At 63.2% G+C, this 18,465-nt stretch carries 16 protein-coding genes and 2 pseudogenes; 6 read left to right on the top strand and 12 right to left on the bottom strand.

The genetic code is table 11. The annotated features are described in order from the left end of the window. Nucleotides 1-273: 273 nt before the first annotated feature. Nucleotides 274-627, bottom strand: a pseudogene (locus Thiosp_RS18800) (transposase); the annotation flags it as partial. Nucleotides 628-872: 245 nt separating this feature from the next. On the opposite strand from Thiosp_RS18800, the gene Thiosp_RS18795 reads away from it, so the two are divergent. The 4 genes and pseudogenes from Thiosp_RS18795 to Thiosp_RS18780 all read left to right on the top strand — a co-directional run bounded on the left by Thiosp_RS18795 (nucleotide 873) and on the right by Thiosp_RS18780 (nucleotide 2,948). Continuing rightward, complete coding sequence (locus Thiosp_RS18795) at nucleotides 873-1,136, top strand: hypothetical protein (protein WP_207188112.1); 264 nt, start codon at nucleotides 873-875, stop codon at nucleotides 1,134-1,136. Beyond that, nucleotides 1,133-1,369, top strand: coding sequence for a type II toxin-antitoxin system ParD family antitoxin (locus Thiosp_RS18790; protein ID WP_201068210.1), 237 nt, complete (start codon nucleotides 1,133-1,135; stop codon nucleotides 1,367-1,369). Before Thiosp_RS18795 ends, Thiosp_RS18790 begins: the two co-directional genes overlap by 4 nt. Beyond that, the gene (locus Thiosp_RS18785; protein WP_201068211.1) at nucleotides 1,366-1,656 is read left to right on the top strand and encodes a type II toxin-antitoxin system RelE/ParE family toxin; all 291 of its coding nucleotides are present in this window, start codon (nucleotides 1,366-1,368) and stop codon (nucleotides 1,654-1,656) included. The genes Thiosp_RS18790 and Thiosp_RS18785 overlap by 4 nt, the downstream gene beginning before the upstream one ends. A gap of 222 nt (nucleotides 1,657-1,878) precedes the next feature. Continuing rightward, nucleotides 1,879-2,948: pseudogene (locus Thiosp_RS18780) on the top strand (IS110 family RNA-guided transposase). A gap of 50 nt (nucleotides 2,949-2,998) precedes the next feature. Here Thiosp_RS18780 and Thiosp_RS18775 read toward each other — a convergent pair. Then, a complete protein-coding gene (locus tag Thiosp_RS18775) occupies nucleotides 2,999-4,369 on the bottom strand; it encodes an IS4 family transposase (protein ID WP_323696602.1) in 1,371 nt (456 codons plus the stop codon). Continuing rightward, the gene (locus Thiosp_RS18770) at nucleotides 4,366-5,247 is read right to left on the bottom strand and encodes a DUF4338 domain-containing protein (protein ID WP_323696489.1); all 882 of its coding nucleotides are present in this window, start codon (nucleotides 5,245-5,247) and stop codon (nucleotides 4,366-4,368) included. Before Thiosp_RS18770 ends, Thiosp_RS18775 begins: the two co-directional genes overlap by 4 nt. 291 nt (nucleotides 5,248-5,538) lie before the next feature. Here Thiosp_RS18770 and Thiosp_RS18765 point away from each other — a divergent pair, with 291 nt between their 5' ends. Then, nucleotides 5,539-6,006 (top strand): trimeric intracellular cation channel family protein, encoded by a 468-nt coding sequence (locus tag Thiosp_RS18765; protein ID WP_242518556.1) that lies wholly within the window; start codon nucleotides 5,539-5,541, stop codon nucleotides 6,004-6,006. Between the two features lie 100 nt (nucleotides 6,007-6,106). On the opposite strand, the gene Thiosp_RS18760 is transcribed toward Thiosp_RS18765, so the two are convergent. Genes Thiosp_RS18760 through Thiosp_RS18735 form a run of 6 tightly spaced genes read right to left on the bottom strand, consistent with a single transcriptional unit; the run spans nucleotide 6,107 to nucleotide 12,859 of the window. Continuing rightward, the gene (locus Thiosp_RS18760) at nucleotides 6,107-6,808 is read right to left on the bottom strand and encodes a potassium channel family protein (protein WP_201066697.1); all 702 of its coding nucleotides are present in this window, start codon (nucleotides 6,806-6,808) and stop codon (nucleotides 6,107-6,109) included. 52 nt (nucleotides 6,809-6,860) lie between these two features. Further along, nucleotides 6,861-8,441 carry a TolC family protein gene (locus Thiosp_RS18755; protein ID WP_201066696.1) on the bottom strand — a complete coding sequence of 527 codons (1,581 nt, stop codon included), beginning with the start codon at nucleotides 8,439-8,441 and terminating at the stop codon, nucleotides 6,861-6,863. Continuing rightward, nucleotides 8,438-10,429 (bottom strand): FUSC family protein, encoded by a 1,992-nt coding sequence (locus tag Thiosp_RS18750; protein WP_201066695.1) that lies wholly within the window; start codon nucleotides 10,427-10,429, stop codon nucleotides 8,438-8,440. Before Thiosp_RS18750 ends, Thiosp_RS18755 begins: the two co-directional genes overlap by 4 nt. After that, a complete protein-coding gene (gene mdtN, locus Thiosp_RS18745; RefSeq protein WP_201066694.1) occupies nucleotides 10,395-11,462 on the bottom strand; it encodes a multidrug transporter subunit MdtN in 1,068 nt (355 codons plus the stop codon). The genes Thiosp_RS18750 and mdtN overlap by 35 nt, the downstream gene beginning before the upstream one ends. 3 nt (nucleotides 11,463-11,465) lie before the next feature. Then, entirely contained in the window at nucleotides 11,466-11,750 is a 285-nt protein-coding gene (locus Thiosp_RS18740; protein WP_201066693.1) for a YtcA family lipoprotein, read from the bottom strand. A gap of 5 nt (nucleotides 11,751-11,755) precedes the next feature. After that, on the bottom strand, nucleotides 11,756-12,859 hold the full coding sequence (locus tag Thiosp_RS18735; protein ID WP_201066692.1) for a linear amide C-N hydrolase: 1,104 nt from the start codon (nucleotides 12,857-12,859) through the stop codon (nucleotides 11,756-11,758). Between the two features lie 312 nt (nucleotides 12,860-13,171). On the opposite strand from Thiosp_RS18735, the gene Thiosp_RS18730 reads away from it, so the two are divergent. Beyond that, complete coding sequence (locus Thiosp_RS18730) at nucleotides 13,172-15,049, top strand: mechanosensitive ion channel family protein (protein ID WP_201066690.1); 1,878 nt, start codon at nucleotides 13,172-13,174, stop codon at nucleotides 15,047-15,049. On the opposite strand, the gene Thiosp_RS18725 is transcribed toward Thiosp_RS18730, so the two are convergent. From Thiosp_RS18725 to Thiosp_RS18715, 3 genes are read right to left on the bottom strand one after another with little or no spacing between them, the layout of a single operon-like run. Next, nucleotides 15,010-15,945 carry a hypothetical protein gene (locus tag Thiosp_RS18725; protein WP_201066688.1) on the bottom strand — a complete coding sequence of 312 codons (936 nt, stop codon included), beginning with the start codon at nucleotides 15,943-15,945 and terminating at the stop codon, nucleotides 15,010-15,012. The genes Thiosp_RS18730 and Thiosp_RS18725 overlap by 40 nt on opposite strands. Nucleotides 15,946-15,994: 49 nt before the next feature. Beyond that, nucleotides 15,995-17,365 carry an IS4 family transposase gene (locus tag Thiosp_RS18720; protein WP_323696602.1) on the bottom strand — a complete coding sequence of 457 codons (1,371 nt, stop codon included), beginning with the start codon at nucleotides 17,363-17,365 and terminating at the stop codon, nucleotides 15,995-15,997. Then, complete coding sequence (locus Thiosp_RS18715) at nucleotides 17,362-18,243, bottom strand: DUF4338 domain-containing protein (RefSeq protein ID WP_323696489.1); 882 nt, start codon at nucleotides 18,241-18,243, stop codon at nucleotides 17,362-17,364. Before Thiosp_RS18715 ends, Thiosp_RS18720 begins: the two co-directional genes overlap by 4 nt. Between the last annotated feature and the right edge of the window lie 222 nt (nucleotides 18,244-18,465).

The following is an 18,465-nucleotide window of genomic DNA, read 5'->3' as shown; positions in this document are numbered from 1 at the left end:
GTCCAACTGCGGGGCTGACGGACGTCGGGGCGGTGCAGGCGCGCGCGTTCCGGGGTGCTGGCGCGTGCATCTGCGAGGCAGCGTGCCACCGGCAGACGAGAGGGGCTGCACCGTTGCCTGCGAGAGAGACGACGGCTACCAGGCGACGCGCTGATCGAACTCGAAGTCGGGCTCGAGCTGCTGGAGGAGGTCCCAGTCCGGCATCGGCTCGGGTGCCTCGTCCCAGGCGGGCGGTCCGCAGGCGGGCGAGATCGGGGGTGGACGCGGTGGCTCACCGATGTGGGTGAGGATCTGCTCGACGGGCACGGCCTCGGTGATGAAGGCAATGATGCGCATGTCCGCGCCGCAGTTGGGGCAGACCAGTGGTAGGGATTCGAACAGCCGCGCCAGCAGCATGGCCCAGAGATAGCGCGCCGGGGAGCGAGCGTTCGGGGCCGGTGCGCGACGGGGTGCAGCGAGCTCGGCGCAGGCGCTCGGGTCGTCGGTCAGGTCACGCCCCAAGACGACGGCTGCCGCACGCAGCGGCGCGTTTGGCGCGAGCACGCCATGGTAGCGATGGCGGTGGCGCCTGGGCGGGGGGATGAGTGCCGCGAGATGGTCGATCAGCTCCAGTGGCGTGAGCGTCAGCGCCGTGATGCCATGACCAAAGGATGGCATGAGTATAGGACAGAGTTTGACGTCAGTGCTTTGAGCAAAGAGGTGGGGTCTGTACGTTGACCAAAATCCAGCCCTCTCAAGCGCGGCGACCGCCTCCGGTGTCTCCTCATCCGGTGCTTGGCACCGACCTACCCAACCACGACAGGGTACGCAGATTCACCAGCACCGCTGCCGCCTCGGCGATCAACGCCGGCTAGGCGTGCCAGAGAATGTCGTTGGCCAGCCAGCAACCAGGGGTCGAATTGCTTTTACTGGATAGAAAACAAAACGATCCAGGCATAATTATTTTTGCGCCGCGGCGCTTCCAGCGCCACAATCTGGTGGCGGCTAGTTACGACGAGCTGTCTGGATTTTTGCCCACGCACCTTGACAGTGCATTGAAATCCTTGTTTAACTTCATGCTTCTCAATCCCCACAACAGCGGCGGAAAGAATGACAATCCGGATCGACTGATAGAGGTGACATGTTGGCAACAATGAATCTATCTTTACCGGATACGATGATCGCTTGGATCGATGAATGCTCCCGCTCCGGTCAATACAGCGACGGTAGCGAGTATGTGCGCGAGTTAATTCGGCGCGATCAGGAGCGCACCGCAAAAATTGCACGGGTGCAAGCGTTGATCGATGAAGCAGGCGCGCGCAGAGAAGGACGGCGTTCCATGCAGGATATTGAGGCCGAAGCGCTTGCGAGGCTAGCTGCGCCACAGTGAAGCCTTACGTCCTCAGTGAAGCGGCCGAAGAAGACTTGCTCCAGATTTACATCGCAGGCGCGACCGAATTCGGTCTCGACCAAGCCAGGCGCTATCACCAACGGCTGCATCAGGCATGCGAATTTTTAGCAGAAAACCCTCTTGCCGCGCCAGAGCGGTCAGAGTTGAGTCCTGCGTGCCGCATTCATCCTGCTGGATCACATATCGTAATCTACAGGATTCGCAAGTATGACATTTTCATCCTGCGCGTGCGTCATGGGCGAGAGGACTGGACAAATCCTGGTTGATCTTTGTTTATTCAGTGCGTCCCCGGTTTTTCTTTTAAGCCGATCCCGCTCAAAAAGGCGAAAGTACCTTGTACCTTGGCAAGCTAGATTTTCATTGACTTAATTGGAATTAAATTGACCCTAATGGGATGGTCCGCCCCGCTCCTACAACGAGCCCGAAGCGGGCAAAATAGGCGATGGAAAACAAACCCACCTATCGTCTATCAAGAAGGGAGCAGACCCATGAAGAAGTTTAGCAAACAACCCGTCGCCACCATCGGGATCGATTTGGCCAAGAATAGCGTCCACGTTTTCGGCGTTGATGCCCAAGGCGAGGTGGTCTTCAGCCGCAAGCTCGCGCGCCATGCCTTGAGTGCCTTTATTGCCCAGCAGCCGCCGTGTCATGTCGCCATGGAAGCCTGCGGCAGCGCGCATCACTGGGCACGCACCTTCCAAGGTTTTGGCCATGAGGTGGTGCTAATCGCGCCGCAGCATGTGAAGCCCTTTGTGAAGACCAACAAAAACGACGCCGCCGATGCCGAGGCGATCTGCGAAGCGGCCCAACGCCCCGGCAGCGGTTTGTGCCGATCAAGAGCGTTGAGCAACAAGACATTCAGGCCATCCACCGCATGCGCTCGCAGGTCATCGGTCAGCGCACCGCGCTGGTCAATCAGGCGCGTGGGCTGTTGGCCGAATACGGCATCGTCATGCCGCAAGGACGCGCGGCGGCCATGCGTCGGCTTCCTGAAATCCTTGAAGACGCCGAGAATGGACTGAGCGAGCGCTTTCGTGCCGAGCTGCACGGACTCCTTGAAGAACTCCGTCACCTCGATGCGCGCGTCGTTCACTTCGATGCGCAAATCAAGACTGTCGCCGACACCAGCGAGTCGGCCCAGCTGTTGAGGACGATCCCCGGCATCGGCCCCTTGGTAGCCACCGCCTTGCTCGCTACCCTGGGCGATCAGTGGGAGTTGTTCAACAACGGCCGGGCGCTGGCGGCCTGGCTTGGACTGGTGCCACGACAGCACTCCACCGGCGGGAAAGCGCGGTTGCTTGGCATTAGCAAGCGCGGAGATGTGTATCTGCGCCAACTCTTGATCCATGGCGCCCGCGCGATGATGCGTTGGGTTGAGAAAAAGGAGGACGCCCTCAGTCACTGGGCTCGCGATCTCAAGCAGCGTCGTCATGCCAACGTCGCCATTGTTGCGATGGCTAACAAGCTCGCGCGCATCGCCTGGGCGGTGATCACCACTGGCAAGGCCTTCGACCCGTCGCGCGGCGCGCTCACGAAGCCGGCGGCCGTGACGGCGTAACGCCACACCGGCGACGAACAATCACGTTTAACCAGCCCTTGAACATACCATTACCCATAACTATCCCTGACGCTGCGGTAAGCCTCCAGCGCCATGACAAAATCGGGGATGCGCTGCAACCCAATCCAGAGCGTCTTCGGTCCCGGGAACCCATCGGATTTGCGGTTGAGAAAGCCGCCCAGGGAGGCGACCATGCGCACCATGGTATCGAGCGAGGGCGGCTGCTCGGGTGGCGCTTGTTTCTGGGTGACCAGATAGACCGCCTTCCATTCCTCCTCGGCAAAGACCGCATCGCAAGGCAACTCCGGGCACTCGCGCCCGAGCATGGTCAGGTACAGCACCCGCCACGCGATGATCATGTACAAAGCGAGCGCCGGCTCCAGGCGCTCGCGCGTCTCGAGCTGCAGCTCCTCGATGCGGCAGCCACTTTTTAAGATCCGGAAAAAAATCTCCACTTGCCACCTGCAAAGATACCAGGAGAGCGTCTCGATGGCCTCCTCGGCGCTCTGCACCGCCAGATTGGTCAGCAACAGCCAGTTGAGTGGCTCCTCGCCGGCGGGTGGATTGACCTCGGTGGCGAGCAAGGCCGTGACCGTGACATCGGGCAAGGTGCGATCCGGGCGCCAGGGTGCCTTCAGGGTCACGCGCACCACCTTGATCTCCTGCTTGACCTGGCGTGCTTTGGCCCCCTTGGTGGCGGGACGCTCGAAGGTGATCTCGGTGAGCACCGCAGCGGCGTCCAGGGCCTCATTGAGCTTTCTGCCATCGGCCAAGCAGCGGTCGCGATGCTGCACCCGTACCAGCCAATCGGCGCTGTTCTCGGGGATGGGCGCTTCAACAAACAGGTCGTAGATGTCGCCCTCGCGATCGGCAACATAGGTCAAGCGCGTGTCGCTCAGTTCCTCGGCCAGCGCATTGACGCGCGCGTAGCCATCGACCCAGCGCACGCTTTCTTTCTCCTCCAGTGGGCGGCGCGAGTCTTTGTCCTGGCCCAGGCTACCGGGCTCGCGCACAAAAGTGTGCAAATCCAGCAGCCCCAGCGCGAGGCGCTCGGGCGTGACCGCCAAGGTGGGATGGATGTACATCCCATAGCGGCTCTCAAAGTTCAGTGGCCCAAGACCGACAATGCCTTTTTTGGTTGTATAGTCCAGCTCGCTGGTATCTTGGATACACAGCACCCGCGGATGCTCGCGCAGACGTTCTTCGGTACAAGCAAAATGGGGTGCGAGGATCTGCTCGGCGGTGACCGTGGGATGATCGAAAAAGCGATAGGCGGCCCGGGTCTCATACCAACCGTTGCAAGCCCCGGGAATACTTTGTGTCGGCTTGGCGCCGAGGGTTTCAAGCACCTGTTGGGCGCGATGATTCAGGCGCTTGTCGCCCAGAGAGATGTCCTGCAGTTCAGAGGCCAGCGCGATCATGCCACCACCCCCAGGGCGGCGCGGAAGTCCGCCGCCAGCGGGTAGACATAGATCGCCTTGCGCGGCAGCGCGGCCCGATGGGTGCGGTCGCACTTGCCGCGCCCGGTGGTTTCGCCCAAGTCGTGCCAGTTGGCGGCACGGTAACAGGTCCCGGCAAAGCGTGGGGTCTCGACAAAGGTCTCCAGCAGCACCAGACGCTCGCCATAGCGGGCGGGAAAGTCGACACTGACTTGCCGCGCGGCCAAGGACAGCACCTTGGAGGCGAGGTGTTTGACCTGCACCCAGGGCAGGATGAGGAAGCGGGCGTTGTTGAGCACCCGTCCCAGGTGTGCTTGGCGCTGCGCGGGCGTCCAGCCAATCCAGCGGTCGCGGGCAGCGACTTTCCAGGCCGCCGCGCCAAAGCCGATGGCGCCGAGCAGACCGCCATCCCACTGGATCAGGTAGCGCAGCTGCGCACCAGGCAGGGGACTGTAGCCGAGGTAGTGGTAGCGCTCGATCAGGCCGTTCCATAATTGCGAGGCCCTTCGATCATCAACGCGCGCCAGGCGCAAGCCGCTGAGCGCGCGCAGCGGGACGGACACTGGGATCGGTTCGGGCCGGGACTCGGGGCGCGGGACGAAGCGCCGCCCATTGCCATTGCCGCAGGTCGGTGGCGGCAGCACAATGAGCCCGGCACGATGCAACCGCAGCAGTCCCACCCGGGCACTCATGAGCTTGGGGCGGCCTTGGATATCGGTCCACTCCAGCGCGCGGCACACCCGCCGAGCGATCTCCGCGCGCAGCGGCGGCTGCGCCAGCGCGATCTCCTGGCGAATGCGCGCTAAGTCGGTCTCGTTGAAAGGGCGCCCACATAAACGGCTTGGAATCGCTTGGTCCATGGTCTCCCGTCCCCTTGCTGAAGATGAAAGGGCATCTCAGCAGAACTCGGGAGCTGTGTCCAGCCCCGGACGACGCTGGGGCGGGGAGATATGGGTAATGGTATGGCCCTTGAACGGGCGATAACCGAGTTCCACACCACGAGTTGCGAAGAGTGAATTTCACTGTGATGGCATGAAAGGTACGACCGCCTTGCTGAAAACCCGAAAGGTTCCAAAGCCAGCTTACGCTGAGACTGTGATCCTGATTGAGGACGGCGAGGTACGCGCATTCCATCAGGGCACGGGGACCACATGGATCCCGATATCGATGCCGGATATATGGCTGCAACGTTTCCTTCTACCAAATCAGCAATTTTCCTCTTGCATCGCGGGGCGGATCATATATGGTACCTTTTATTTCCTTACATCGACGGCTTCGGCGCCGCCTTGTTTGCGATTCAGACCGTCGACAAGTCCTGGGCCATGGACTTCGGTCGCCCGCTCGCCCCGATCATTCTGGGCATCGTCACGGCCATTGGCGGCGGTCTGCTCAGGGACGTACTGGCGGGCCGCCAGACGCTCTTGATAACGCGCGAGCTTTATGCAACACCAGTGCTGATTGGCTGCACCCTCTACGTTGCGCTGCTAGCCTGGGTCCCGGACCATCGATCTGCCGCAGCAATCGGCTGCATCGGCATCATCTTCGCGCTGCGCGCGGCTGCGATTCGCTGGGACTTAACCGTGCCCCATTGGTTGATGACAAAGGCAAAGTCCGGTTGATGCCGCGCTTTTTTATCCTTCACAACCTGAACGTGGTCATGATCCAGGCTGTGCTGGTCGGGAAGATGCGTGTATACCGCCTTGGGGTGCATGTTGGCGACTAATGGCTCGAGGTCCGGATGCCAACCAGGCGGGCGAGGAATACGGCAACGAACATCGGTCCGACAACGGCCTCGATCATCGCCAACGACTTTGCCGGCTGCGTCAATGGTGTGATGTCGCCGAAGCCGACGGTGGTCAGGGTGACGAAGCTAAAATAGATCAGTTGACCCTGGACCTGGTCGTGGCCAACCGGGGCTGCATGCGCGTAATAGAAGGGGCCTGGTGAAAATGTCTCCAGCAACATAAACACCAGAGCAAAGCAGTAGCCGAGCAGGATGTAGACGCAGATGCCGCCGTAAACCGTGTCGTTGGTTGGTGATCCGCGGCGCTGGATGTAGACGAAGAGCGCGCCCGCGTTAAAGGCGGTAAAGAGCAGCGAGAACAGGATGGATACTGGTGCCAGCGCCGAGGCCTGAAGCCAGAAAAAGGTCCAGCGGGCGGCAAGTGCTGGCACCAAAAGCACGCAGCCGACAATGAGCAGAATTCTCTTGCGGTACATCGAGGCCAGCCCGGCGAGCAGGACGGCTGATGCAGCGATGTTTCCAACTAGTTCGCCGATGCCAGTGGTCGCAAAGCCGCTGGCACCAGCGAGAACAAGCAGACTGAAGAGCAGGATGGCGAAACGCATCGGACGCGCCTTGGGCTCGGAGTCGCGCACGAAACCGCTGGTTGTTTGATTCCGGCGATGAGTTTTGAACATGCGATGGACCTCAAGCTTGGCGCTTAGGCGATTGCCGGAAAAACTCGTCACATCAGGGCAAACTTGCCCGCGAGGTGAGTGAGCCGACGACAAAGGCTAAGTTCACCGCGCCGATTAGCGCGCCCGCATGCGCCTCTGCCTGCGCCTGGCGAGCATCGAGCAGCGCGGTGTCCGCCTCTGTTGCCACATCGACCGTGCCGACGCCATTGCGGTAAGCCGCCAAGGCGGCATCATAGGTGGTCGATGCGGCACCGACCAGCGCCGTGGCGGCGCGGTGCGATTCGAGCGCGGTGCGCAGCGCATTGCGGGCTCCAACGATTTCGGTTACCGCAGCGGTTTGCACTCGTTGAAACTCATCAGCGGCCAGCTTGGCCTGGGACTTCGCTTCGCTGACCCGAGCATCCCGCAGGCCGGCGTCGTAGATTGGCACGGTGACCCCTAGCAGCAGACCGTTGCCTGAGCCCTGCTGACCGATGGTGGGCAGACCGGAAACATCGAAATTCCCCGTGCCAGCGGCGAGGTTGCCGCCGGCATAGACCTTTGGCAGATAGCCGGCCTGCGCGGCCTTGATACCGGCCTTGCTGGCTTGCAGTGCCGCGTAGCTCGCCGCGACGTCGGGCCGCTGAGACAGCGCCTGTCGGATCGTCGCCTCGAGCGGTGCGGAGGCTGGTGCAGGAAGCGGCCGCCGCGCCGCGCTCATCGCATCGACCTTCAACGCGGCATTCACACCCACGGCGGCGAGCAGGTTCTGGTAGGCATCGCGTTCCTCCCCGTCCGCCTGGACTCGACGTAATTCGGCCTGTGCGACGGCTTGGCGCGCCTGTGCCGTCTCCACGCTGGTGGCGAGACCCTGGGCCTCGCGCGCTTCGACGGCGGTCCTGACTGCTTCGGCGTTGCGCAACGCGGTTTCGGCAAAGCCGCGTCGCTGGATCGCGGCACCATAAAGGTAGTAGGACTGTGACACCTCGAAGATCAGCTTTTGATGCGAGCCATTAAAGAGAATGTTCGCCGCGATCGCCGTGTGTTTGGCCGCAGTCGCGAGTGCCTGGCGCTGGCCGAAGTCAAACAGCAGCCACTGCAGCGCGAGAATTCCTGCGGTACCCTGTTCGGTGGTGTCGAAACTGAGGCTTTCGCCCAGCACGTCCGGCAGCGGCGTCGTTAGATCTTGATACCCGCCGATCACACTCGCGGTAATGACGGGCAGATAGGTCGCCTCCACCATGCCGACCGCCAGCGCCGCCTGCCGTGCCTGTTGCCAGGCGGCGCGGGTTGCCGGGTTGCTGCGCTGTGCGAGATCGATGAGTTCAGGCAGGCGATAGGTGCGGTCCGGATCAACTCCCTCGGTCAGGGTGAGCTGCGCGCGCGCTGCATCCGCGGGGATGCTGAAGTTTGCAGGCCCGTCCCCTGACGCTGCCCCTGATGCTGACTGACCCGCGCGCGCAAGACTCCAAAGGTCTGTCTCCTCGTCGCCCCGAGGCGTCCAGGGCTGGTCGGGCGAAGCGGAGGTCATGTTCTCTGCGTTGGAGGCGCAGCCAGCCAGCGTCAGAGCCAGCACCAGCGCCAGCGTCAAAGCCAGAGCGAAAGCGAGAACTGAAGCGCCGGAGCGGTGAAACAAAGCGTGGCGATCCGTCATTCCGCGGCTCCCTGGAGTTGGTCGAGTTGGCGGCTGAAGGGGCCGGCGATAAACACTGAACCGGCATGCCGAGCCGGGGACGCCGAAGGACCGGGGCCGTGGCCGCGGCCGGGGCCAGCGTCGGGATCGGGATCAGAGCGGAGCCCGGATTCTCCGCCGGGTCCGTGAAACCGTTCCGCGAGGAGGTCGAGTTGCTCAGCGGTTTGCGCGAGGTCCGCGTCGCGGCCCAGCCAGATGGCGCGATTGAGCGCCTCGATCTCGGCGAACGCACCATGGAGCGCCGCCTCGCTTGCGGGCGTCGGTCTCAGCTCGCGGGGCTCGAAGGGCAGCAGGCGCAGCACCTCCTCGCCCTTGCCGACCAGCAATTCGACCGCCGCAGCGCTGCTCACGGCGTTCGGTCGCATGGTGGGCGCAAGCCGAGCCATCCCCGCCAGCCCCGAGAGGGCACGCGCGAAGAAGGCACGGGCCTCGTCGACAACGGGCGCCGGCCAGATGCGCGTAAAGATCAGATAGACGACGAGATTGCCGAGCAAAATGCCAAAGATCCGGCCCTGTGCCGTATCCAGACTGGTACTCGGGCCGAAGCCCTGTAACACCGTCAGCAGAAACGCGAGCGCCACCTGCACACCGGCATAGGAGAGGCGCTCGGGGCCAGTCGAGACCCAGGCGCCGACCAGGCAGCCGAGGAAAACCAGCACCATCAGCGCACCGATCCCATCGATATGAGGAATGACCCAAAAGATCGCCGCAACACCGATGGCCGCCCCGATCAGGCACCCGGTGATGCGCAACGCGAGCTTGTGCACGGTCTCTCCGGTGGTGCCGAGCGCGGCGACATAGCAGGTGATCATCGCCGTATGGATGCCCTGCCAGTCAATTGCCGTATAGATGAGAAAGCAGATGACCGCTGCCGCCGTGGTCTTGAGCGCAAAGCGGATGTAGGCGGGATTGCGCAGCGCATCCGGTGCGACGAACGGAATCGCCGGTGCTGGCACTACCTCCGGTTCAGGCGCGCCGGCGAGCACGCGGAGCGCGCTCCATGCCGCGCGCTCGGCGGAGGATGTTTCTGTGTCTGCGTCTGCGGGCGGGTGATAGGCGGCAGCGGGAGGCGCTGGCGGAGCCTCGCCCTTACCGAGCGCGTCATGGGCCGCGCGAATCTGTTCCGCGAGCGCGCAGCGCCGCGCCGGGGCGAGATCCGCAGGCAGCGCCGACACCGCGAGCATCAGCGCAAAGCCGGCTCGCACGTCCGCCGCGATTTGCCGTGCGTCCGCGCGCGGAACCATCCCCAACAGCCGTGCCGCCAGCGCCTGCGGGTCGAAGAGCGCGTTCCCTTCACGCAGCAATTCGCGCAACGCTGCCCGATCACCCGTCTCCAAGGCCTGCGCGGCGGCGGCAAGCCTGTCGCGAAGCTTGTCGCGCAGCAGCATCACGGGCGAAAAGCCAAGGAGCAAGTTGAAGCCGACCATCCAGATCATCGGCAGCGCGGCCATCGCCCAGGCCTCGCGCAAGGCGAAGGTCGCCGCGTCACCGAAGGGTGCCTTGACGATCAAGGTCAGCACGAAGGCAATGATCAACGCCGCCACGCTGCCTTGCTCGCCGAGTTGGGTCGCCGCGCCGAGGTAAAGCAACAGGCAGGAGGTGATGACGATCGCCACCATGATGTGCAGCGTCGAGCCACTGGTCAGGTTCACCACCCAGACCAGAAAGGCGATGAGCCCAGGCAGCAGCACCAAGAAGCCGATTCCGGTGCCAATGTTCACCACGGCGTCGGGCTTCATCAAAAAGATGATCAGGTAGCAACTGATCGCCGCCTCGGGGACCTCGAACATCATGCCAGCGCCGGTCACCAGGGCGCACAGCAGCGCAACCCGCCACGTCATACCGACCCGGCCGGGGAAGGGCCGCAGGTCCTCTAGCGCCTGGCGCCAGAGCGACGGCGGCGCGCCGACAAGGTCACTCGGGTGCGCCGCTTCCACAACCTTCGCCATGCCGCACCACCGCAACCGCCGACGCGCCCACTCGCATCAGGTTCGCAGGTGGATTCTCAAGCCTGATCCGCACTGGGAAGCGCTGGATGATGCGCACCCACTTGAGCGACTTCGGAACGTAAGGGACGCCGCGGGGCAGGTTCACCAAATCCTCAGAGATGACGCCCCAACCGATGCTCTCGACCCGACCGACGACGGGACGCGAGCGATCGGCCAGCACGCAGACGCTCGCGCAGTCGCCGATCAGGATGCGGGAAAGCTCGGTCTCGGGGAAGGTGGCCGAGGCATACCAGTGCTCGGTATCGATCAGCGTGAACAGCGACTGACCGGGCGCGACGATCTCCCCGGTCGAGACGGTAAGGCCGACCACCAGCCCGTCATGGGGCGCACGCACTTCGGTCGCCGCCAGTTCCCGCTCGGCGATGGCCAGGGCCGCCTGCCGGGCGGCGACCAGCGCCTCCGAGGCGTCGAGCGTGGTGACCAGGGCATCGGCAGCGTCGGCCTGGCGCAGCGCTTGATCGAGGCTTGTCTGCGCGTCATCCCGGGCGGTGCGAGCGTCATCGACCTGTTGGGCCGTCACATAGCCCTTGGGCGCCAAGGGCAGGAGTCGTGCGAGCGTCGCTTCGGCCAGCGCCAGGTTGGCGCGGGCCCGCTCCACCTGCTGGGAGGCAACGACGGCATTCGACTGCTCGGCCGAGATGGTCCGACGCTGAGCGTCGCGCGACGCCTCGGCGAGTCGCAGGTCCGCCGTGACCTGCGCCACAGCGAGCTTGTAGGGCTCGGGATCGAGCGCAAACAGCAGATCGCCCTCGGCGACGCGCTGGTTATCGGTCACCGCGATGGTCACGACCCGCCCGGCGATGGTGGCGGCGACATTCACCAGGCTCGCCGTCAGCACGGCATCCTCGGACATGGGATTGTTCGAGGCACGGTGAACGTACAAGCGCCCTGCCAAGACCGCGCCGATGACGATCACCAGGGCAATAATGATGCCGCCGACCGTGTATTTTCGCGCATAGGCGGACTTGGCCATGCGCTAGCGTCCAAATGCGTGGGCCGCGATCGCAAAGGCGATCAGGCAGGCGAGCGCGATATACACGAGGGTGCGCAACGGCATGCCTTCGTCGATCCCCAGACGTATCAAGAGGACACGGACCAGCACAGAGCCGAGAACGCCAATGGCAGCGCAGACCAGCCAGAAGGGAAAGTAGGCACCGTAGAAGGGTAGCGATGGGCTCGCCGCGAATTCGCAGCCTTGGAGCCCAAGCAACAGGGGTGCAAGTAGGCTGATCCGCCTCACGACCGTGCTTTCGAGGCGCATGGGCTTTACCCCATCTTCAAGGTCGCTGTCCCATCTGCCGCATCGCCACCAAACCGCTTAAACGACGACACCAGCGGCTTGTCTGATCCAGCGAGCGCCGTGAGATCGAAGCGCGTGTAGTTGCAGGTGTCGTAAGACCGCAGAAAGAAAAGCTTGCGGTCCAGGTCGGAGAGGCTCGTCCAGCAGGTGAACTCGGTGGCGGCACCAGCGCCCGGCGCGTCGAGCCCCTGCACCTCGAGATGACTGCTCCCGGCCTCGGGAAGATCGATCGTCACCCCTCGCGGGCGGTCAAAATTGTTCATCACATGAGCGAGCGTCGTCACGGCCTTATCTGGCGTGTCGGCTTTCTCCGCGTATTGCGCGTAGAACGCAGCGCGCACGAAGCGCCCGACCGAGGTGTTGGAGGCCGGCAAGCCCGAGGTCGCGACCCCCGAATCCGGCTGAACTGCCTGGTAGTCGCCAAAGCTCGCGGTCGGTCGATCAAGGTTGCTGAGGAAGGTGTAGTTGTCGAGATTCGTCAAATGCCAGTCGAAGCGAGGCGCGTTGGTCATCACCCGCACGGGATTGTCGTAGACCGACATCTCGCCCTTGTGGAACTCGATGACGAAGGAGGCGCCAGTGGCGTCGTTGACCACATAATGGAAGGGCGACACCACGCCACCCAACATGGCGAGAGCCTCCAGCATCACCGGTTGCGTAGCGAGCGCGGCTTTCACTTCAGCAACGGAGCCGAACTGGCCCAATGCCCAGAGCCCAAGATCCGAAGCAGAAAGCACCGCCGTCTCGCTCGGAACCGGCGCCTCGGGCCCGGCTGCCAGCGGATAGGACAGCAGACTGAAGGTCAGGCCTTGATCGTTCAGCCCCTCCAAGACCTTGAGATCGGCCGGGCCGATGGGAGCTTCCTTGGTTGGGATGCGCGCCGGCATGGTGATAGCCAGCACACCGTAGCGGGTGGTGACGCTCAGGGGCGGATGATCGGCGATCTGCGAATGCATCTCGTGGCCTGCGGGGAACCAGGCGATCTGATAGGGCAGATCGACCGTGAGCTCAAGCGTCCGCCCGAAATAGGCCTTTCCGGCTGCGTCACGATAGACGAGCGATGTGCACATTTAGATCTCCTTTCTGTGTCGATGTCGGTGGTGTCACCGATTCCGCGCTCGAGATCTGACCGATGCCTCAACGCAGCTGGCGCAGCAGCTGTTCGCCTCATTTGGGGGGCAAGGCCGGATGCGAGGCGGAGAGCCTGAGGCGACGCTTTGCATTCTTAATCAGCAGGGTGGATATTGTACGCGGATGCGGTGCCGAACGAAAATGCGTCGGCCGAAAAGGCCGGCATCACCCTCGAATCCGAGACTACCCTCGAACCCGAGACAACGGAAATTGCAGGATTGAGCGAAAACCTGACGACTAGGATGCGAAGAATGAAGCCTGAAGTGATCATTCTACCCAGGCCAGTATGCGCGGGGCTTGCCGCATGGCTGTTGCTGATCTGTGCTTTGGGGGCTTCGGCCAGCATGCTGGGTCCGCCCGACACCTCCTCGCCGCGGGCCACCTTCACCAGCTTTCTCGAACTCACCGACGAGATCGCTAAGCGCTATGCCGAGTATCGCGCGGCCCCGAGCGCAGGAAGCCAACGGGCGTTCCTGCTGGCGGTGGATCAAGGCATGAATCTGATGGACCTCAGCAGAGTCCCACCGGCGGCTCAGCATGAGATTGCCACCGCGACCATCATCTGGCTCTGGGAGGTGATCGCGCGGGTCGAGCTACCGCCTGCTAAGGCGATCCCGGATGTCGCGGCTGACACGAACACTGTTACCCCGCCGGAGCAACCGGCGCGATGGCGCCTGCCGGGCACGGGCATCGTCATTCAGCGCGTCGAAAAAGAGGGGCGTGCCGGGGAGTTCCTGTTTAGTCCGGAGACGATCGAATCGGCTCGCACCTATGCCGAGCAGGCGCGCGAGCTGCCCTATGTGCGCCCATCGCGCCTCAATGACGTCGACGACCTGACGGCAACCGCGCTCGGGTTCTCCGGTTGGATGTTGCCGCCGCGCTGGATGGAACAACTTCCGGAGTGGGCGCAGCGTCCCATCGCCGGGCAAGTGGTGTGGAAATGGTTCATGCTGCTGGCGAGTCTGGCGCTGACCTTGGTCGTCATCGTGACAGTGCTGCGTTGGGTTCTCCGCCGGCCCTGGGATGCCAGTCTCAGAAGCCTGCTGCGACGCCTGATCACGCCGCTGACCGTGCTGGTCGTCATGCACCTGATGCGCGGCTTCCTCAATGATCAGGTGCAGATCACCGGCATCATGATCGCCTGGCCGGATTACCTCGCCGAGTTTGCCAGCGGCCTGGCCTTGGTGTGGACGGTGATGCTGCTAGCGCGGTGGATCCCCGATGCGCTGGTCGACTCGCCGCTCATCAGCGTCGGGAGTCTGGATGCGAGCCTGGTCCGGTGGGTCGCGCGGGTCATTTCCCTATTGGTTATCCTAGTTCTGCTATTCACTGCGGCGCAGGACCTCGGCATCCCCGTCTACGGCCTGGTGGCAGGCGCTGGGGTCGGCGGTTTGGCCATTGCGCTCGCAGCCCGCCCGACGCTGGAAAACTTCATCGGCGCGCTGAATCTGTTTGCGGACCGGCCGATCCGCGTGGGTGACCTCTGCCGCTTCGACGAGCGCCACGGCCAGGGCTGGAATCCGGTCGGCACTATCGAGGTCATCGGCCTGCGCTCGACCAAGATCCGGCAGTTCGACCGAACTGTGATTACCATCCCCAATGCTGACCTGGCCGAGCGCAATATCGTCAATCTCAGTGCTTGCGAGAGGTTCTTGTTGCAGCAACGTTTTGCACTGCGCTACGAGACCAGCGACGACCAATTACGCTACCTGCTTGCCAGGCTGCGCGAGCTACTCCACAGTCATCCCAAGATCGCCTACACCGACGCCGACTCGATCCGGGTGCGCTTTCTCGGCTTTTGCGACAACGCCCTGACGCTTGATCTGCGCGCCTATGTCGATACCAGCGTGTACGCGGAGTTCCTCGCGGTCCAAGAAGACATCATGCTGCGGCTGATGAAGCTCGTGAAGGAGGCCGGAACAGGCTTTGCGCTGCCCGCGCAGACCCTTTATATGGCCCGCGACGGGGGGCTCGACACAACCGCAGGCGCGGAGGCGGAGCAGCGCGTGCGCGAGTGGGCCGCGGCCCATGAGTTGCCGTTTCCGGACCTGGACGAAGCCTACCGCAAGCGCATCACCAACACGCTCGACTATCCGCCAGAGGGCTCACCTGGCGCGGATCGGGGCTGATGTCGGCCTTCCGGACCCTCGGGGTTAATGATCTCGATCAGCATCAGATAACTGGCGATCAGGAAGCAGCATGAGCCAAGAAAGGTCGAACCATTGCTGAGCATCGGGTTCTCGAAATCGGACTTGAAGCCGAACCAGGCGCAGAGAAAAAAGCCGATGGCGCCCAGCAGATTGAACAGGCCACTCCACCAGCCGAGCGAGTTCCAGGCGGGTCTTAGCGCGGTTGGCTGCACCTCACGCATCGCCATCCAGGCTGCAATCATGAACCAGCTGGCACCAATCATCTGCGGCAGCCAGAACCAGGCAAAGGCATTGATGGCAGGGTGCTTCGCCAACAGGGCGCCGACCACGCAGGGCACGAAGAAGATGGTCGCGCCAAGCAACTGCGCCAGATTCAGCCAATAGCCCCAGTTGGCCGGTCGCAGCCCGAACCAGCGAAGATGATGATTGTCGGCGTGCAGGGCGCGGCTATGCCCGGCCTCATCATCGCGGAACAGTAACACATAACGCGGCGCGTTCAGCACCTCCAGCCAGGAAAGATAGGCGCCGATGAGAAAGATCCCACCACCGAGCACCGCTGTCCAAATGGGCACCTCGGCCTTGATCACAGGCGCATCGGAAAGCGGCAGAACGCTCCCTAGACCGTTGATCAGCCAGACAAGGCTGCCGAAGGTAAAGACTGCTGCGACCCACCAGGACAGTGATCTCCACTGAAGGGCAAACAAGCGATACCTGACCCGCGCAGCATAGGCCCCATCGGCCGTCTTCAGCGGGTGCGAACGCCCTTTGCGATGGTTGCGCGCGTTCCAATGCAGCTCGATCCCTTCTTCCGCATGGCGAAAGACATGCTGAAACGAGCGCGCCTCAGCCGTGTCGAAGCGGCGCAGTTTACGCATCGTCTTTGATGATTTCGCCGGCTTTCATGATGAGCTTCATCCCATACCATTACCCATAACTATCCCTGACGCTGCGGTAAGCCTCCAGCGCCATGACAAAATCGGGGATGCGCTGCAACCCAATCCAGAGCGTCTTCGGTCCCGGGAACCCATCGGATTTGCGGTTGAGAAAGCCGCCCAGGGAGGCGACCATGCGCACCATGGTATCGAGCGAGGGCGGCTGCTCGGGTGGCGCTTGTTTCTGGGTGACCAGATAGACCGCCTTCCATTCCTCCTCGGCAAAGACCGCATCGCAAGGCAACTCCGGGCACTCGCGCCCGAGCATGGTCAGGTACAGCACCCGCCACGCGATGATCATGTACAAAGCGAGCGCCGGCTCCAGGCGCTCGCGCGTCTCGAGCTGCAGCTCCTCGATGCGGCAGCCACTTTTTAAGATCCGGAAAAAAATCTCCACTTGCCACCTGCAAAGATACCAGGAGAGCGTCTCGATGGCCTCCTCGGCGCTCTGCACCGCCAGATTGGTCAGCAACAGCCAGTTGAGTGGCTCCTCGCCGGCGGGTGGATTGACCTCGGTGGCGAGCAAGGCCGTGACCGTGACATCGGGCAAGGTGCGATCCGGGCGCCAGGGTGCCTTCAGGGTCACGCGCACCACCTTGATCTCCTGCTTGACCTGGCGTGCTTTGGCCCCCTTGGTGGCGGGACGCTCGAAGGTGATCTCGGTGAGCACCGCAGCGGCGTCCAGGGCCTCATTGAGCTTTCTGCCATCGGCCAAGCAGCGGTCGCGATGCTGCACCCGTACCAGCCAATCGGCGCTGTTCTCGGGGATGGGCGCTTCAACAAACAGGTCGTAGATGTCGCCCTCGCGATCGGCAACATAGGTCAAGCGCGTGTCGCTCAGTTCCTCGGCCAGCGCATTGACGCGCGCGTAGCCATCGACCCAGCGCACGCTTTCTTTCTCCTCCAGTGGGCGGCGCGAGTCTTTGTCCTGGCCCAGGCTACCGGGCTCGCGCACAAAAGTGTGCAAATCCAGCAGCCCCAGCGCGAGGCGCTCGGGCGTGACCGCCAAGGTGGGATGGATGTACATCCCATAGCGGCTCTCAAAGTTCAGTGGCCCAAGACCGACAATGCCTTTTTTGGTTGTATAGTCCAGCTCGCTGGTATCTTGGATACACAGCACCCGCGGATGCTCGCGCAGACGTTCTTCGGTACAAGCAAAATGGGGTGCGAGGATCTGCTCGGCGGTGACCGTGGGATGATCGAAAAAGCGATAGGCGGCCCGGGTCTCATACCAACCGTTGCAAGCCCCGGGAATACTTTGTGTCGGCTTGGCGCCGAGGGTTTCAAGCACCTGTTGGGCGCGATGATTCAGGCGCTTGTCGCCCAGAGAGATGTCCTGCAGTTCAGAGGCCAGCGCGATCATGCCACCACCCCCAGGGCGGCGCGGAAGTCCGCCGCCAGCGGGTAGACATAGATCGCCTTGCGCGGCAGCGCGGCCCGATGGGTGCGGTCGCACTTGCCGCGCCCGGTGGTTTCGCCCAAGTCGTGCCAGTTGGCGGCACGGTAACAGGTCCCGGCAAAGCGTGGGGTCTCGACAAAGGTCTCCAGCAGCACCAGACGCTCGCCATAGCGGGCGGGAAAGTCGACACTGACTTGCCGCGCGGCCAAGGACAGCACCTTGGAGGCGAGGTGTTTGACCTGCACCCAGGGCAGGATGAGGAAGCGGGCGTTGTTGAGCACCCGTCCCAGGTGTGCTTGGCGCTGCGCGGGCGTCCAGCCAATCCAGCGGTCGCGGGCAGCGACTTTCCAGGCCGCCGCGCCAAAGCCGATGGCGCCGAGCAGACCGCCATCCCACTGGATCAGGTAGCGCAGCTGCGCACCAGGCAGGGGACTGTAGCCGAGGTAGTGGTAGCGCTCGATCAGGCCGTTCCATAATTGCGAGGCCCTTCGATCATCAACGCGCGCCAGGCGCAAGCCGCTGAGCGCGCGCAGCGGGACGGACACTGGGATCGGTTCGGGCCGGGACTCGGGGCGCGGGACGAAGCGCCGCCCATTGCCATTGCCGCAGGTCGGTGGCGGCAGCACAATGAGCCCGGCACGATGCAACCGCAGCAGTCCCACCCGGGCACTCATGAGCTTGGGGCGGCCTTGGATATCGGTCCACTCCAGCGCGCGGCACACCCGCCGAGCGATCTCCGCGCGCAGCGGCGGCTGCGCCAGCGCGATCTCCTGGCGAATGCGCGCTAAGTCGGTCTCGTTGAAAGGGCGCCCACATAAACGGCTTGGAATCGCTTGGTCCATGGTCTCCCGTCCCCTTGCTGAAGATGAAAGGGCATCTCAGCAGAACTCGGGAGCTGTGTCCAGCCCCGGACGACGCTGGGGCGGGGAGATATGGGTAATGGTATGGCTTCATCCGCGTGGGGTCGCCAATGATCTCGATGTCGGTGAGTGGATCAGCATCGAGGACCAGTAGATCAGCCTGCGCTCCCGCCGCGACGACGCCGAGGGGACCCGGATAGGGGC

Origin of the sequence: Thiorhodovibrio litoralis (assembly GCF_033954455.1) — a bacterium.
GTDB classification, from domain to species: domain Bacteria; phylum Pseudomonadota; class Gammaproteobacteria; order Chromatiales; family Chromatiaceae; genus Thiorhodovibrio; species Thiorhodovibrio litoralis.
Note: the sequence above shows the minus strand (reverse complement) of the source record. Positions and strands in the feature narration are given on the sequence as shown.